Below are 17,732 nucleotides of genomic sequence, written 5' to 3'. Positions count from 1 at the left end.
CTTTTGAGTTTACTAAGTTAATTTACTAAATTAGCTTACTAAGGATATAAAAAAGCCAGCCCTAAACAATATAGAGCTGACTACTCATATCTAAGCTAAGCAATATAAAAGCGATTAGCGCCTTTTACTGCTCTTAGTCAAATTTAAGCTTTGTTAAGCTCAAATATAAGCGATGTTTGCGGGAATGAAATTGGCATTTGTAAACCAAACTGCATTAACGCTTCACCGGTAAATGTTTGACCATTTACCGCAGCAATAGAAGATGGACGATACTCCTCAAATTTTACCGGCCACACTAAATTAAGTGTGTACTGCGCATCGGCATCTAGGCCAACAAAACGAAGCTTATTAGGCGCTGTACGCGGTGTTTCGCGAACGCTGTTATAGGCAAATAACGCTTTTGTTTTTTGCTCATCAATTAAACCAAAGTTAATTGATAAATCGTCGCTATCTAGGCGGTATAAATCGGCAGCATGAATAAACTCACGATGCTCTTTGTGAAGTGCTATTGCCGCTTTAAGTGCATTGTATTCGTGATCGGTCAGCTCACGTGGGTCCATTTCGATTCCCATGTGGCCAAACATTGATACCGCAGCACGCATTTCAATACTTACATTACGCCCTGTGATATGACAATCACGTGGGCCTACGTGTGCCCCCATAACCGACGATGGGAAGAAGAACGAACATCCACGCTGTATTTCAAGGCGATCAAGCGCATCGTTTGAATCTGACGTCCATACACGGTCGGTGTGTGCAAGTACGCCGTAATCTACACGTGCACCACCTGACGAGCAGCTTTCTATTTCAAGCCCTGGGTGCGCCGCTTTAATACGATCAATTAAACGATAAAGTGCTAATGTTTGCTGATGCACAGCAGGCTTGCCATCAAAATTACCTGCATGGTTAATATCGCGGTTCATATCCCATTTAATGTACTTAATAGTTGGGTATTCAACTAAAATATCGTCAATCGCTTTGTATAGGTACTCAACAACCTCAGAGCGCGTTAAATCAAGTACTAGCTGATTTCTAAAGCTTAACTGTTCGTTGTTTTGGGAGCCTAAAACCCAATCAGGATGCGCACGGTATAAATCGCTATCAGGGTTAACCATTTCTGGTTCAAACCAAATACCAAACTCCATACCTAAGCTATTAACATGATCTATAACTGGTGATAAACCATCGGGGTAAATTTTGTAATCTACTGTCCAATCACCTAAACCAGCGTTATCGCCACGGCGGCCTTTAAACCAACCATCATCAAGTACAAAACGTTCAATGCCTAACGGCGCTACTTTGTCGGCTAGTTGCTTAAGCGTATCTACATCGTGATCAAAGTATATACCTTCCCATGTGTTGTAATGCACAGGGCGTGTTTTTTCACGCTGTGCTTGGCTAAGTAAATTAGCTTTAACAAAACGATGAAAATTACGAGAAAGCGCACTAAAGCCTTCACTCGAAAACGAGCCATAAATGCTCGGGCTTTGATACGTTTGACCTTTAGCAAGCGTAAGCTCACCAGGAAGTAATAGCTCACCCATTTGCACGTAACGACGACCTTCAGCTAAAAGCTCTGCGCGTAGTTTATTATTACCACTCCAACCTAAATGAAAGCCGTAACATTCGCCGTGCTGCTCGCCTGCATTTTCGTTATGCACTAATAAACCAGGAAATACATCGTGTGATGTTTTGCCTTTACGGTTTTCACGAACAAAACTGCCTAAGACTAAATCAACCGATTGACGTTGGAACTCGTTTGACCAACGACCTTCAAAGCTCACTATTTTGCTTACGCTATCTGGCAATTGAAATGTTGGCGCGGCGCAAAAGTTAACGCTTAGCGGTAAGTCGCCTAAATTAGTTAATACAGTATGTGCGCTTAGTACATCAGTGTTTTTATCAAGTGTAATGCTGTGCACTACTTCAATACCACGAAGCTTATCTACGCTTACAAACTCAACTGTCGCACTTGAAGGCTGACGAACTTCTTGAAGCTCTGGCCCTACTGACCATGCGATTGAATCATTTACTAGCTCAAGCCCTGGCGCACCAGTAAAGCCTTCGCCTAATAACGGAGATAGAGAAATAGGCGCTTCTTCAACCACGGCACATTTTACTTCTTGACGGGTAGCAAGCTGAGTTAGCATTGTTTCTGTTGTTTGCTCAGATAGGCGTTTACCAAAGTACAGTAACGCTGGTGTTTTGCTCTGGCAGTCGAAAATAACGGTGCTGTTTACACTGTCTAATCGATAAAATGATTTAGTGTCGGCCATGATTTTCCTATCCTCTTGTTCATTGTGTGAGTTATAAATATAACGAAAATTAGTAAGCTACACTATGTACTAAATGTATCTCTTTGCTTGAGCCACAATCTATCAGACAGTGACATTCAATAATAATAGTATATATCATATAAATTAGGTTTTGATAGTCTTTACATCGCAAATAGTCAGATAAACTCACTGGAAGTACCACTGTAATAAAAAGTATTAAACTAACCTTCGCTTTGAAGTTCTCATGTTGCTTTTAATACATATAAAAAATCGGCCAGAGTTTCCCCATGACCGACTTTGTCAGCTTAAACTATTTATAATCTATTTTTGTACTTGTGCTTGGCCTGCGTCATCAAGTGCCGGTGTTTTACCTGCCCACTGCGCATTTAAACCAAATACCACTTTATTTACTATCAATGCAAAAGCTACACATACAATCAGTGTAATTGGCATTAAGTGAATGTAATGAATGTCAGTATGTAGTGGTGAGTTTGCAAATGTAAGCATGCCGTACATTACAACACCTAAAATTACTGCTGCAATACCTGCACGTGCATCCACATTTTTAAATAATAAGCCCACTACAAAAATTGAGAATATAGGCATACTTAACAAGCCATTTAATTGCTGTAGTAAGTTAATAATGCTATCTGCTTGCTGGTAAATTGGTACAAGTACCAGTGTTAAGCTTGTTAGTAGCAATGTTACGTAACCACTTAGCTTTACAACACTTGGCTCTTTATTAAAGTACGCTTCGTGAATGTCACACACATATAGTGCTGTAGCTGAATTTAATAAGCTGTTGTAAGTAGAGAGTACTGCTGCTGCCATTGCCGCTGCGAACACACCGGTTAACCATGCTGGCATTACATCACCCACAATTCGACCATAAGCAGCGTCGCCAATATCGCCATAAAGTTTAAACGAAATAATACCCGGTAATACCACAATTGCAGGGACGATTAAAAAACGAATACCCGCAGCTGCAAATATACCTTTTTGCGCTTCTTTAACATTAGGTGCTGCCATTGCTCGCTGTGTGATTGTTTGGTTAGTACCCCAGTAATACATTTGAATAAAGATCATACCGGTTAAAAGTGTTGGCCACGGAATAGGTGAATCAGCATCGCCTATGAGTGTTAAGCGCTCCTCTGGAATACCCGTAAAGTCATAATCAATCGCATTAAGTGCTAAAAACACGACTAAAACAGCCATGCCTAGTACAAGTATGCCATTGTAGGTATCCGATACAGCAACTGCTCTCAGGCCACCAAAAAACGCATAAACAGCACCAATAATGGCAAATGCGGTGGCAATATACATTAGCGGAATATCAACCTTAAACATGGTTTGCATAAATAGCGCGCCAGAATAAATAACCGCTGGCATATAAATAAGTGCATTACCTAAAAAGAATAATCCCCCAATAACAGCGCGAATATGTTTGTTGTTATAGCGCTTTTCTAAAAGCTCTGTGGTGGTAGTACAGTTGTATTTGTAATAAACAGGAATGAACACTTTGGCTAAAATAATCAAACCTATAATTGCTGCAAGCTCCCACCAAACCAGTAAAGCCATTTGGTTACCATTCATACCTACAAGCTGATCAGTACTTAAATTAGTAAGTGTTATTGAACCTGCAACAAACATCCAAGTAAGGCCACCGCCCGCTAAAAAATACTCTTTGGTTTGGCTTTGTCCGTTATTGCGATTTTGGCCTCGGCATTTCCAATAAGTAAGGCCACCAATTAAAGCGGTGACAAAAACAAAAACCACCAGCTGTAAAATGTTATCTGACATGTGTGTGTCTCCTGCGCGTTATGCGCAATGTCTGTGTAATAAAAAAGTGCACGCTACAGCGCGTGCGCATCTCGACTTAGTTCTAACTTAATTTGCTTTAAAGGCATAAGTTCGGGACGTTGGTTATGCAGCTTTACCAATGCATTTAACTGAAACAGTGAAATAAGCATGCTGTTAAGCACACTCAAGTAACCTTGCTTGTGTAAGTTTGCAACGGTATCGCTATTTAATGTTTGCAGTTTGTCTTCATCAACGGTGCTCAAACCTTGAATAGTTTGGGTTTCGCCTTGTTCAAACTGCAATACAATATCTATGTTTTTAATGAGCCCTAACCGCGCAACTTCTTGGGTAAATTGATACGTTTGATAGTCATTTTTTAAGTCGCTTTCTAACAGTTTTTGCTGTGCACTTAAAAATAAACTCGGATTACCTTTAGCATCAAATAGTGCCTCACCTTGCTGCGTGTTTACGGCTGAGCTTTGATCATCAATCGCGATAAAATAATCGCTACTATTTGCTTCTCGGGTCATTAAATAAAGAGGCTGGGTTTGCATACATACCGGCGTGTAAAGTGCCTGCCATTGGTTGTTATTAACCAATAAACTTTGACCTGCACTAAAGCTGGTTAACGCTGATACTGTATAACTGCCATTTTGTGTATTACGTGCTAAAAAAATAGGTAAGTCGCAGGCTGCTTTTGCTATTTCATTTGCTCTTAAATTAACTAAATGCTGCGTTTTTGCGTATTCAACGGCTGCATTGGGGTTAATTTTTAATGTTTGGTGTTTGGTGTTTACTAGTTCACTAATAGCCATAGTTACACATCCTTAAACTGGGTTAGCTGCTAACCACTGCTCTATAAAAGCACGGTGAGGCGGCAAAGTTTGCAACATCTGCTGTGTAAGCTGGCTGTTACGTTCAATTATTTGTTTGGCTTGCACATGTTGTGAATACAAATATGCTTGTTTAGTAAAGTCAGGCTTAAAGCCCATACCGTACAAAACATACTGATAACTGGCAGCAGGGAATAACTCTAATGCGCCATGAAAATCTTGAATAAGCGGGCCACGGCTTCCCCAAAGAAGTAAATCTTCTTGCAGGGTTTGTGGGATAGTATCGGGCTGTACATGTGCTTGCCAGTAAGGTTCTGGGCGCTTGGTTAGCATGTAATGCAGCTTTAAAAAGTCGATAATACGCTGCCAGCGGTAATCCATCTGCTCGTTAAAGCGTTTAGCTACAATAGGCATTACTTGTGTGTCTGCTGGCATGTGCTCTGCTACAAAGCGTGCTGAAATTTCAACAAGCATAATAGCGGTTGCTTCAAGCGGCTCTACAAACCCTGCTGACATACCAATAGCAACACAGTTTTTATGCCAAAACTTCTCACGGTATCCTGATTCAAAACTAATTTTACGGGCAGTTAAACCGTTTGCTGCATCGCCTAAATAGTTTCTTAGGTTTTGCTCTGCTTCATCGTCTGATAAAAATTTGCTTGAATATACATGTCCTACACCTCGGCGATGCGTTAAACCTATATCCCAAATCCATCCAGCGTTTTGCGCTGTTGCTATGGTATGGCTGGCAAGAAGCTGCTCGTTTTCATCGTAAGGGACTTGCATAGCCAGTGCGCTGTCGTTAAATAGCACGTGGTCCATTTTTTTAAACGGTACGTTGAGCGCTTGGCCTAATAACAATGATGAAAAACCAGTACAGTCTATAAATAAGTCGGCGTTTATAGTGCGGGTTTGACCTTTTAGAGTAAGCACATTTATTGCACCATCGTCATCAAGCTTTACCTGATCAACAGTACCAATAATATGCTCTACGCCAAGCTTACTTTTACAATGCTGTTTAAGCATTTCTGCAAAAGCGCCGGCATCTAAGTGATAAGCGTAATTACAATTACCTTGATATTCACCTTGCGCTATACCTCTTGGGGCTAAGCTTGCTTCGCAAATATCATGTTGAAAATTAGTTTGCTGTGCAAAGTCTTCAACATTATCTAAATATGGGGCTAAATCTATACGGCCGTAGCCTAGCGGTACAGTAAATGGATGGTAGTAAAAGTCATTATTGCCATGAGTCCAATTTACAAACTTCCCGCCTTGTTTGAAGGTAGCATTACAGGCTTTAAACACATCGACTTCACGCAAGCCTATTTGCTGAAGTGTGTTTTTCATCGTGGGCCAGGTACCTTCACCTACGCCAATAGTTGGAATGTCTGACGATTCAACCAACATCACTTTTAAGCCGTCACCATTTTGACCTTGGTGATACGAAGCTATAATTGCAGCGCTCAGCCATCCTGCTGTACCACCGCCAACTACCGCTACTGTTTTTATTGCTTTATTCATAATGGACTACTCTTTGAGTATTTTTGATAACGTTTTATACAACAAATGCCTGTTAGGGCATTTTGATTTAATGTGTATTCATTTTAGCCAATTAGGTTAACTAATATACATTACTGCTAAATTAACCTAATTGGTATTAGCACCTTGGTGCTGTAATGAAAACTAATAGGCGAAAAATACGCCTCCATCATTAATTAAAACGATCCGCGAATACCAAACGCGTAACGTGAGCCATTATCTTCTACTGAATAGATTTGGTTAGCAAAACGACCTGTTTGTACTAGCTCTTCTTCAGTAATATTGATGCCTTCCGCAAAAATAGTGAAGTTTTCGTTAATATCGTAACTTGCACTAATATCCCACTGACCGTAAGTTTCTACGTTAACTGGTTCACCGTTAAAGCCGTTATCAACTAAGCGTAAAAAGCCTTCACGGTTGTTAAATGCAACACGTGCTTGCCAGTTTTCTTGCTCATAGAAAAATATTAAGTTTTGTGAATCCCCTAAACCTTCAAGTGCAAATGTTTGTGTAGTATCGTCACCCACACTAATGTCGCTATTCACAACAGTTGCATTGGCAATAAAACCAAAGCCATTTTCAAACATGTGAGTAACACCGACTTCAAAACCGGTTACAGTTGCAGACTCACCATTTTGAGGACGACTTGCAGTGTAAACTTCTGAGCTACCAATAAGTTCGTCATCTGTTTGGTCTGTACATGTAGTACACGCAAAATCAGGACCTGAACGGTCAGACATTTCGTATGTTTCTGCACCTGTTAGGGTAACAATAAAGTCATCTACTTCTTTACTAAATACTGCAAAGCTAAATAAGTTAGCATCGTTGTAGTACCACTCGTAAGAAATATCCCAGTTTTCAGACTGGAATGGTTTAAGTGCTGGGTTACCACCACTTGCCGTTAAATTTTGACGACGTGGCTCGTTAAAGTTTGTCGCAGGAGATAGCTGAGACATAGTTGGGCGAGTGATACTGTCGTACGCTGCAAAGCGTAAAATCATGTTGTCTTGCAGCTCTAACTTAACATTGAAAGACGGTAATAAGTTTGAGTAGCTAGTGCCTTGCTCGATGTTCGTTGCAGGCCCAAAAACATTCTGAAACAATGTTGCGTCAGATGTTGGTATTACATCGCTAATAAAGCTTTGTATTGCAGCAACTTCAATATCAGTTTCTGAGTAACGCGCGCCAAAGTTAACTGTTACAGGCATATCTGAAAGGTCAAAACCAAGCGTAAAGTCCATGTATAAGCTAGTGATGTCTTCGTTAATTGTGTAACGGTTATTTTGTAGTGTTGGTTCTACTGGGAAACCTTGATCGGCTAAGTAATCAAGCATTTTATCGCCATCGTAGCTATAAAATGTATCGATCAAACCAGGGAAGTAGTTACTCGCTGTATATGCTTCAAAATCAATTGCATCAAGTGGTGCTTGTGTACCATAACCACAGAACTGACATTGACTACCAAAGATTTGAAAGCTTGATTTTTCACGCTCTTGGCGATAAGCACCAAAGTTAATACGCTCAACTGGGCCTTTATCTGGCACATATTCAAAATCGGCTTTTACTTCAGTAATTTCATCTTCATCTGTAAATTGATTACCAATTTCGTTGTAATGAAGTCGCGCTAAGCTTGGATCAGGCAATGAACCATTTGTAAATCCATCATGCTGAACAGTTGGAACGCCACCTGTGCCATCAAAACTGAAGCTATTAATAATACCCACTACGTTAAAACGATCTCTACCAGCACGGTCGTTTTCGGCTGTTGAGCGAGATACATCAAATTTAGCTTTTAATGACTCGTTTACTTGCCAATCAACGTTAATACCAAATGCTTTATTAGTTACATCACGTGAATTACGTGTATGCGATACAAAGTCACTTGCAGGGTCGCCACTTGGCGCGCCTAAACCAACTTCTTGAGAGAAAGTTAAAAGAGTACCTGTTTCTGGATCAATCGTTGCACTGCCTACGCGGTCTGGTTCAAACCAAGATGCTAAATCGCGTACTGTTGAGTCAACTTCGAATTTTGAAATCATGCCATCAACAGTAATCGTAACATCGTCAGACGGTGCGTATTGAAGTACTAAACTTGCATTTGTACGCTCGCGGTCTTGCTCATCAACTACTTGGTCCCAGTTACGTGGAATGTAAGCATTTTCAAACAATACACCATCCGTTGGGTTAGAAATTGTTTGGCCACCGCGCCAACCTGCCGTTAAAATTTGGTTATTTTGAAGTTTACGTTGTTGATTAGTGATGGCAAAAAGCACACCTAGCTTGTCATCGTTAAACGTATTACTTATTAAGAATGATGTTGATGGAGATACTTCTTCAGAAAGGCTTTCGTACATACCTTTAACTGAACCTAAAATATGTAAACCACCAAAATCAAAAGGACGTGCTGTAGTTACGTTAACCGTACCACCAATGCCGCCTTCTTGGAGAGTTGCTGTATTACTTTTATAAATATCAGCACCGGTGATTTGATCCGCGGCCAATACATCAAAGTTAAATTCACGACCTGCGCTGTCTGTCGCAATTTGACGACCATTAACAAGTACAGTATTAAATTGTGGACCAAAACCACGAATAGTTACCGCTTGGCCTTCACCACCACTACGGTCAATTGCTACACCTGTAATACGTTGCAGAGATTCTGCTACGTTTAAATCAGGAAATTTACCAAGGTCCTCTGCTTTTATCCCGTCGGTTACAACATTAGACGCTTTTTTATCTAACATTGACGAACGTAAACTGCTGCGGATACCCGTTACTGCGATAACTTCAACATCTTCATTTACTACTGTAGGTGTGTCGCCTTCAGCTCCTTGGGCTGCAACGCTCCCGCTTGCCAATATGCCGGTGATAGCAATACTGAGTACGGTTTTCTTGTTGAACGATAACGTATTGTTAATTATCATTTTTAAAAACTCCTGATTGTGTGTAGTCATTGTGTCGTTGTGTGGTGTAAATAGCTTCAAATACTATTTATATTATAAATACTTTAAATTGATAAAAAGTGCAACCTTTTACTCAAGTTTGAGTAGCTTTTAATTACTATATTTTTGCTTTTTGTTTTCTTTAAATTAACATCAAAACATTGAGTTTGTTATGAAAATGCGTAAATAATAGTCTGGTTATATACTTCACCAGGTAATAAATTAGCTTTTGGAAAATTTTCACGGTTTGGAGCATCAGGCCAATTTTGTGCTTCTAAGCATAGCGCTTGGCGTGCTTTAAAAGGTAAATCAACAAAATTAGCCGTGTAAAGCTGCATACCAGGCTGGGTACTAAACAGCGTTAAATTAATATTGGTAAGTGTAGATGTTAATTTAGCCATTGCCTTAAGTTTGTTGTCATTTTTGTATACATAACAATGGTCAAACCCAAAACCTGCGTCTAACTGTGGATGATTTTGTGACAGTGCACCACCCACTGGTTTAGCCTGAGTAAAGTCAAAGCAACTATTTTTAACAGCGGCTGCCTCTTCAAATGGAATACTGTTGTCATCAATAGGTAAGTAATGCGTAGCGTTAACTTGCAATAGATGATTAGTGATAGTATCGCTGCCTTCAAGATTGAAATAGCAATGATTGGTAAGGTTTACGAGGGTTTCTTTATCGCACGTAGCTTTAAAGCATAATGCTAATTGACCGTTAGTTGCAGTAATCGTTTGCCACACTTCTAATTTACCAGGAAAACCCTCCTCGCCATCTTCGGCGCAATAGTAAAGCTCAACCTCACTTTCGCTTTGCTGAATAACTTGCCAAAGTGCCTTATTAAAGCCCTTTACGCCGCCATGCAAACTATTAGAGCCGTTGTTTTTTTCTAACTGATACGGCGTACCTGATAAGCTAAAATGCCCCTCGGCAATACGATTAGCATATCGACCAACGGTAGCGCCTAAATAAAATGGGTTTTCAAGATAGTATTGCGGGTCGTCTACGCTAAGTGTCATTTCTTGATTTTTAAATTTAATACTTTTTATTATTGCGCCAAATGGCAAAATCTCAGCTGTTAAATTTTCACCATCACTAAGTTGAATAACCTGTAAAGGTTCATTATTGGCAACAGATATCACACACATTCTCCAATCAAATACCGAACTAACATTACCTGCTATAACGGTGCAACAATATATATTATAAATAGTATATAACTAGCACTTGTAACTCAATCTAAATGCGTTAAAAAAATCACGATAAAAATTTACAGCTGCCATTATTTATTTACACAAGGCGAGTAAATTAAATACTTATTGTTTTTAACCCTCTAAAAATCACACCTAATTAACTAACACGTCAAAATAAATAAAAAGATGAATATAATTATAGCCTTAAGAAAACCCAACCAATCGATATATGTTAAAGTTTTATTAAACCACTCTTTTATTTGGAAAATTATCACTCCTACTTTGTTTAGTTGATGTCTGCACCATTTAATCCAGCTTAATCGCTGCGTGTGCACTTTTTTTTAATATTTATAAACATTAACTGAGAGAAGAAAGGAATTATGATCCCATTTAAACTTAATAAACTGAGCATATTAGTTGGCGCTGTATCTGGCACATTCATATTAGCAAGTAGCCCTATACATGCAGCTCAAAGTGATAAAGTTCAGCAAGAAATGGAAGCGATCACGGTAACAGGCTACCGCTCTAACCTAGCCCGTAGTAAAGAACTCAAAAAAAATGCCATTGGCTCGCAAGACAGCATACTCGCTGAAGACATTGGCGAATTCCCTGATGCTAACTTAGCAGAGTCACTACAGCGTGTACCGGGTGTATCTATTTCGCGTGATTCAGGTGAAGGTCGTCAAATATCGTTACGTGGCTTGGGTCCTAATTTTACACGCACACGCTTAAATGGCATGGAAGCACTTTTTACAAGCGATTCAGGTATTGACCAACGTGGTGGTGCATCTCGCTCTCGAGATTTTGATTTCAGTATTTTTGCCTCAGAACTATTTAATCGCGTAGATGTTTATAAGTCGTATGATGCGTCATTAGATGAAGGGGGTATTGCCGGTACTGTTGATTTACATACTGCAAAACCTTTTGATAATTCTGAAGAAGGGCCACAAGGCGCTGTAAGTGTAAAAGGTATTTATAATGATAGAACAGAGCACTCTGACCCTCGCTTTGCTGGTTTGATATCAAATACGTGGGGGAATTTTGGTGCGCTCGTATCGGTTGCTTATTCTGAAGTAGATACAATTGAAGAAGGCTATCATGTGTGGTCTTGGAAACAAGCGAGCTTTGGTGATGATAATGTTGCAGATTCAGTTGATGCCGATATCAAAAACCGTTTAGTCAATGCCACGGGCAATGACCGTGTGTTTGTATCTCGCGCTAATAACATTGCATCTTGGGCTAATACACGAAAACGTACCGGTATTACCGCTGTATTCCAATGGCAACCTTCTGATGCAATGTCTTTTGATTTAGATATTTTATACGGAAAGCTATCTAACGATCGCATTGAAAATCAATTATCAACAGCGGGCACAAACGCATTTACTGGCGATGTGACGGCAAATCAGTTACTCGTTGATGCAGCCATTGAAGGTGACGATTTAGTATATGCCTCATTTGAAGGTCTTGATTTACGTACCGAGTCAAAAGTAAGTTTTGGTGAAACTGATTTCCATCAAATATCACTCAGTGGCAATTTTGAATTAACCAATAAACTCTACATGACAACCATGTTTGGTTTATCAAAATCTACTTTTGAGCAACCTATAAACGATAAAGTGTTTAGTGAATCTGTCGATCATGCGTTTTCTGTTGATTGGCGCAATGCTAAATATGGTCAAAATACTTACGACTTCGATATTACCGACATCGACCAGTGGGCATTAATGCGAACTGATGTCCGCGAAGATGAAATAAGCAATGAATACAACACGTATCAAGTTGATTTTAATTACGAACTTAATGATGTGCATTCATTTAAGTTTGGTCTACAGTCTAAAAATTATCAATCAGATGGTTTTGAACGCAGAGACCGTGTTGATTGGGAAAACAACCCAAATTCACCTGAAGCTGTTTTTCAAATAACAAACATCCCAATATTACATGACTATGTTATTGCAGATAACCAAGCTACTTTTGAGCGTGTTGTTGCAACAGGTTTAATTTCTCGCGAGTTAGACGCCTCTCATAATCGCCCTGGTACTGTATATCAAATTGAAGAAGATACTATTGGGGTTTATGCACAGTATGTATGGAACACCGAAATAAGTAACTTCCCAATTAGAGGTAACTTAGGTTTACGTTGGTATGAAACTGAACAAACATCGAGCGGGGAAGTTAATACTGGAACAGGTTTTGAGAAAATTGAATTTAGTAAAACCTATTCCGATTTACTACCAAGCTTAAATGTTGTTGCTGATATTTCTGATAATTGGTTAGTACGCTTTGGTGCAAATCGCAATATTTCTCGACCAAATTTAGATCAACTAAAAGCCGCAGGACAAGTGGGTGTTGCAGATCAATTTATTAGTGCTGGTAACCCTAACTTAGAGCGCTTTGTTGCTGATTCATTCGAAACATCATTTGAGTTTTATGGTGATTCGTCAAGCTTAGCTATTGCAGTGTTCCATAAAGATATGGAGTCATTTATTGTCCAGCAATCAGTGACCCTACCTTATGAGCAAACGGGTTACCCTCTAGAGTTTTTAGATTTTGACCCGCGCGTAAATGCGCAATCTGAGTTTACCGTTTCACAACCTATTAATGGTGATTCTACAGATGTTACTGGTTTAGAAATTGCGTTTCAAATGGACTTTGATTTTTTACCAGAGCCATTTAATTACTTAGGAATGCTCGGTAATGTAACCATTGCTGATGGCGAAACTATTTTATTTAACGAAGGTGAACGCATCAGCGTTACACCACCTGGCTTATCTGAACTGTCTCACAATTTTACCCTTTACTATGAAACACCGCATTGGGGCATGCGTGTTTCGAGCTCTTATCGTGATGAATATATTACAGGGGAAGGCTCAGAGCAAAACATTGTTGCCGGATACGATGAAACAACGTTTGTTGATTTTAAATCGTTTATGAATATTACAGAGCAAGTAAAAATAACCTTTGAAGCGACGAACTTAACCGACGAAGCAATTCGACAATTCCTCGATCACAGAACTCAATCTTACTCACAAAGTGGCCGCAATTTTGCGTTAGGTATGTCGTATAAATTTTAGCTCTCACCTCTTAACTGGCTGCTTTTGCAGCCAGTAACTTTAAGGAAAAAAGTTATGCAAAAATACACTGTTTCATTACTCATTAATTTATTCCTGCTTTTGATTTGTTGCCCATCAATTGCTGCAAATGACACATTTACTTTAGGTGTTATTGCCGATTGCCAATATGCAGAACAAGCCAATAAAGGTACTCGACACTATACATCTTGCCCTCAAAAGTTCAGCACTGCGGTTGAGCAATTTAATCAACACCCTTTATCGGGTGTATTGCATTTAGGCGACTTTATCGACCGTGAATTTAAAAGTTTTACTCCGTTAAATACAATATCATCATCGCTTAATACTCCCCTTTATCATGTATTAGGAAACCATGAATTCTCGGTAGATGATAAGTTTAAAATGCGCATAACTAACACTTTAAACATGCCATCGCGCTACTACAGTTTTGAAATAAATAATTGGCTCTTTATTGCTTTAGATGGCAATGATGTGAGCACTTACGCATGGCCTAAAAATAGTAAAAAACATCAACAAAATATGACCTTGTTTAACTCTCAATATAAAGGGCACGAAGATTGGAATGGCGCAATTGGTATAAAACAGCTTAAGTGGTTAGAAGAAAAGCTAAAAGTAGCGCAAGTAAAAGAGCAACCTGTTGTGCTACTGAGTCATTTTCCTATTTTTCCTGAGAACAATCATAACCTATGGAACGCGCAAGAAGTGCTAACCCTTATTAGCCAGTATCCAGCCGTAAAAGCATGGTTTAATGGTCATAACCATGTAGGTAATTACGCAAAAAAAGACGGCATTCACTTCGTGACTTTTCATGCGATGCTTGATACCGATACAACTGCATTTAGCACTCTTGAATTTTCGCCAACCCAACTTAAAATTAATGGTCAAGGGAGGCAGCCTTCAATGGTTCTTCCTATTAAATAACCGCAATAAAACGAAGATAACCTATGGCTCTATATAATAACGCGTACAAGGAGAGGATTAGCGTGACTAGGGAACTTAGTCACGCATTTTTGGCACTTATGTAGCTATGCAATTGCTCAATAGCACTTTGCATTTGGCGGCTTATATCACCTAGGCTAAACCCTGTTGCCACTTTAATTTGTTGATATGTTTCACCATGAATACGACTACGTACTATAAGGTCTCGCTGCTTATCTGTAAGCGTATTCATCGCATCTGAAATATATTCAATTCGCAAATTCATGCTACATAGATCCTCAGGGCTACCTTGTGTACATAGTGGTTCATCAATATTATCGAGGGTGTCGTCTGAAAAATGTTGGGTATTTTTAAAACGAGAACGATAATTTAAACCAATGTTAATAGCTGAACGAAGCAGATAAGCTTTCGGAAACTCTATTTTATCAATATGCTGGTGCGACAACATATTACTAAATGCTTCCTGCACTAAATCTTCATGATCGCTAAGGCTTGCCCCAAAAAATTCACGGACTCTACGATTTAGTTCACTGTTGTGCTCGGTATATAATTTTTCAAAAAATGATTCGATAATCATAAAATGGCTTTAATAACCTCTTAGTTCAAAAAGTAAAAACAACTATATTAGTTGTTGTATTTAAGAGGATTAATCTAACATTCGATTATGCTAAGAATATGACAAACCAAGCGTTTGTCACTAAAAGGTTCTTTATTAGCTAAGTTACGACTCAGCAGTAATGTGCTCGTTAAGCGCTGCTTTTTCGTCAATGCTAAGCGCTTGTTTTGATTTAGCAACAAAGTCGTATCTCACCATCACAGCTTTGCCTATTGCGCAGCATTTATCGTGTTGCCATGCCTCTTGCCTAAGCGTAAAAGAGCTAGTGCCTATGTGCTCTACAGAGGTTTTTACGGTCACTTCGTGGCCATAAAATAATTCGCCTACAAACGATACTTCAACTTTGGCGATAATCAATTTCCAATCATGCGGGTTTAAGTCTGGTGTAAAAAACTTAAAAATAGGTCCACGTGCGACTTCAAACCATACAGGGAGTACGGTATTGTTAATGTGTCCGAGTGCATCTGTTTCGCTAAAGCGCGGCATCACTTTTTCAATAAACATAAAAATCCAATAATAATTATATAAAGGTAAACCATGACGGACTTTATACGCGTTGTTGATAACGCATTAAGCGATGAGTTTTGCGATGAATTTATTACCACATTCGCGCAAAGCCCGCATGTAAAACAAGGGGTAACATCGGGCGGTGTCGACTTAAAGAAAAAAGACAGTCACGACCTACACTTAAATAATCACCCCGAATATGCACAACAATTAAAACATATACAACAAACGACTGCACAGCATGTTTTTAAGTATGTTGAAGAGCATATTTTTATGATGATTGGGGCGTTTGGCTTAAAGGTCTATCACCCAAAAACAGGTGAAGTAGTCGATTTAACCCAAGAGAATTTTGAAGAAGTGGGTAAACCACAATTACCTTTGCTAGTTCAGCAAATTTTTAGACTTGGTAATATTCAAGCGCAAAAATACGAAGTAAATAAAGGAGGCTACCCTTACTGGCACAGTGAGGTTTATCCGCAGCTACAGCATAATGAAGCACTGCATCGCGTGTTGTTATTTATGTTTTATTTAAACGATGTTGATGAAGGCGGTGAAACGGAGTTTTACTATCAAAATCGTAAAATAGCACCTAAAAAAGGCACTATGGTAATAGCTCCTGGCTACTTTACACATACCCACAGGGGTAATAAGCCAGTATCAAACGATAAGTATATTTTAACATCGTGGGTATTGTTTAACCGTGCAGAACAAATATATGGTGCGCCAAAGAGTTAGCGCACCAAAATCAGTATTATTTAACCGAGCAGTTCATCAAATAAATTAAACAACTGATCTAGCTCTTCAATCGTGTTGTAGTGCATACAACCAATGCGCACTACACCGCCTTTATCAAGCACATCTAATTGCTTGCACAAACCTTGCGCGTAAAAATTACCATCCCACACACAAATATGCTGCTTACCTAAAAATTCTGAAACGGCGCGTGGCTCAAGCCCTTCAAAAATTAAAGCAAAAGTAGGTGTACGCTCATTTAAGCGATCAAAGTCATCAATACCAAACAACTTAATGCGTGGGTAGTTTACCAAGCGCGTTAAAAAGTGCTCACTAAGCGCCATTTCGTGCTGCTTAGTTTTAGCAAAAGCCACGCTTAACTTTTCGCGGCGTGAATGGCTATTATCAAGCTCACTAATCGCCGCAATGTAATCAACAGCCGCGATAAAACCAGCCATTGCTTCAAAGCTTTGCGTGCCGGTTTCCCAACGGCCTGGTGCTACGTCTTTAGCTGGCTCAACCTTGTAAGGCGTAAACCCGTCTAAATGTTCTTTTTTACCGTAAACCATACCTAAATGCGGGCCAAAAAACTTATATGCAGAGCAGGCTAAAAAATCGCAATCAAGTGCTTGCACGTCAACAAGCTCGTGTGGTGCATAATGTACTGCATCAACATAAACAAGTGCGCCTACAGCGTGAGCAAGCTCTACAATACGTTTAATATTGTTAATTGAACCTGTGGTATTTGACGCATACGTTACCGCTACGAGCTTAGTATTACTGTTTAATAGGCTTTCAAATTGCGCCATATCTAAGCTGCAATCAGCTTCGTTAATTAAGGCTGTGTTTACAACAACGCCTTTATCTTCTGCGGCTTGTTGCCACGACGATACATTTGAGAAATGATCGGCATTGGTTACAATTATTTCATCGCCAGCCTGCCAGTCACGTGAAATTGCACGGCTAAAGCTAAATGTTAGGCTGGTCATGTTTGGACCAAACACAATTTGTTGTGAGCTAGGTGCATTAAGTAAGTCAGCGGCGGCTTGGCGCGCATTAGCCATCAACTCAACCGTTTTATCACTAGAAAAAAACGCGCCACCTAAATTCGAATTATAACGACCTAAATAAGCAGTCATCGCATTAAGCACCGATGTTGGTACCTGCGAGCCACCTGGTCCGTCTAAAAATATTGGCGATTTACCATCAACGTTTTGCATTAATGCAGGAAACTGCTCACGTAATTGCGTTATGTTCATG

At 39.5% G+C, this 17,732-nt stretch carries 12 protein-coding genes; 3 read left to right on the top strand and 9 right to left on the bottom strand.

Translation table 11 applies throughout. The annotated features are described in order from the left end of the window. Positions 1–143: 143 nt before the first annotated feature. The 6 genes from I6F43_RS14585 to I6F43_RS14560 all read right to left on the bottom strand — a co-directional run bounded on the left by I6F43_RS14585 (position 144) and on the right by I6F43_RS14560 (position 10,532). Positions 144–2,276: an alpha-galactosidase gene (locus I6F43_RS14585; protein ID WP_197102898.1), complete on the bottom strand. Its 2,133-nt coding sequence runs from the start codon at positions 2,274–2,276 to the stop codon at positions 144–146. Between the two features lie 321 nt (positions 2,277–2,597). Continuing rightward, positions 2,598–4,076 (bottom strand): SLC5 family protein, encoded by a 1,479-nt coding sequence (locus tag I6F43_RS14580; RefSeq protein WP_007580003.1) that lies wholly within the window; start codon positions 4,074–4,076, stop codon positions 2,598–2,600. A 53-nt stretch (positions 4,077–4,129) separates the two neighbouring features. Continuing rightward, positions 4,130–4,891, bottom strand: coding sequence for a SapC family protein (locus tag I6F43_RS14575; protein ID WP_010554817.1), 762 nt, complete (start codon positions 4,889–4,891; stop codon positions 4,130–4,132). Between the two features lie 12 nt (positions 4,892–4,903). Next, positions 4,904–6,430: a tryptophan halogenase family protein gene (locus I6F43_RS14570; RefSeq protein ID WP_197102896.1), complete on the bottom strand. Its 1,527-nt coding sequence runs from the start codon at positions 6,428–6,430 to the stop codon at positions 4,904–4,906. Positions 6,431–6,624: 194 nt separating this feature from the next. Next, a complete protein-coding gene (locus I6F43_RS14565) occupies positions 6,625–9,372 on the bottom strand; it encodes a TonB-dependent receptor (RefSeq protein WP_197102894.1) in 2,748 nt (915 codons plus the stop codon). Between the two features lie 188 nt (positions 9,373–9,560). Continuing rightward, the gene (locus I6F43_RS14560) at positions 9,561–10,532 is read right to left on the bottom strand and encodes an aldose epimerase family protein (RefSeq protein ID WP_197102893.1); all 972 of its coding nucleotides are present in this window, start codon (positions 10,530–10,532) and stop codon (positions 9,561–9,563) included. A gap of 431 nt (positions 10,533–10,963) precedes the next feature. Here I6F43_RS14560 and I6F43_RS14555 point away from each other — a divergent pair, with 431 nt between their 5' ends. Next, the gene (locus I6F43_RS14555) at positions 10,964–13,660 is read left to right on the top strand and encodes a TonB-dependent receptor (protein WP_197102891.1); all 2,697 of its coding nucleotides are present in this window, start codon (positions 10,964–10,966) and stop codon (positions 13,658–13,660) included. Positions 13,661–13,714: 54 nt separating this feature from the next. Beyond that, entirely contained in the window at positions 13,715–14,599 is an 885-nt protein-coding gene (locus I6F43_RS14550) for a metallophosphoesterase (RefSeq protein WP_197102889.1), read from the top strand. A 79-nt stretch (positions 14,600–14,678) separates the two neighbouring features. On the opposite strand, the gene I6F43_RS14545 is transcribed toward I6F43_RS14550, so the two are convergent. After that, positions 14,679–15,194, bottom strand: a complete 516-nt coding sequence (locus tag I6F43_RS14545) for an RNA polymerase sigma factor (protein WP_197102887.1) — start codon at positions 15,192–15,194, stop codon at positions 14,679–14,681. Positions 15,195–15,338: 144 nt separating this feature from the next. After that, positions 15,339–15,737 (bottom strand): acyl-CoA thioesterase, encoded by a 399-nt coding sequence (locus I6F43_RS14540; RefSeq protein ID WP_010554810.1) that lies wholly within the window; start codon positions 15,735–15,737, stop codon positions 15,339–15,341. A gap of 33 nt (positions 15,738–15,770) precedes the next feature. Between I6F43_RS14540 and I6F43_RS14535 the strand changes: the two genes are divergently transcribed. Next, complete coding sequence (locus I6F43_RS14535; protein WP_169061154.1) at positions 15,771–16,475, top strand: 2OG-Fe(II) oxygenase; 705 nt, start codon at positions 15,771–15,773, stop codon at positions 16,473–16,475. A 20-nt stretch (positions 16,476–16,495) separates the two neighbouring features. On the opposite strand, the gene I6F43_RS14530 is transcribed toward I6F43_RS14535, so the two are convergent. Then, on the bottom strand, positions 16,496–17,731 hold the full coding sequence (locus tag I6F43_RS14530; RefSeq protein WP_197102885.1) for a cysteine desulfurase-like protein: 1,236 nt from the start codon (positions 17,729–17,731) through the stop codon (positions 16,496–16,498). Position 17,732: the final 1 nt, after the last annotated feature.

Origin of the sequence: Pseudoalteromonas sp. NZS71_1, assembly GCF_015864305.1 — a bacterium.
Lineage (GTDB): Bacteria > Pseudomonadota > Gammaproteobacteria > Enterobacterales > Alteromonadaceae > Pseudoalteromonas > Pseudoalteromonas arctica.
Note: the sequence above shows the minus strand (reverse complement) of the source record. Positions and strands in the feature narration are given on the sequence as shown.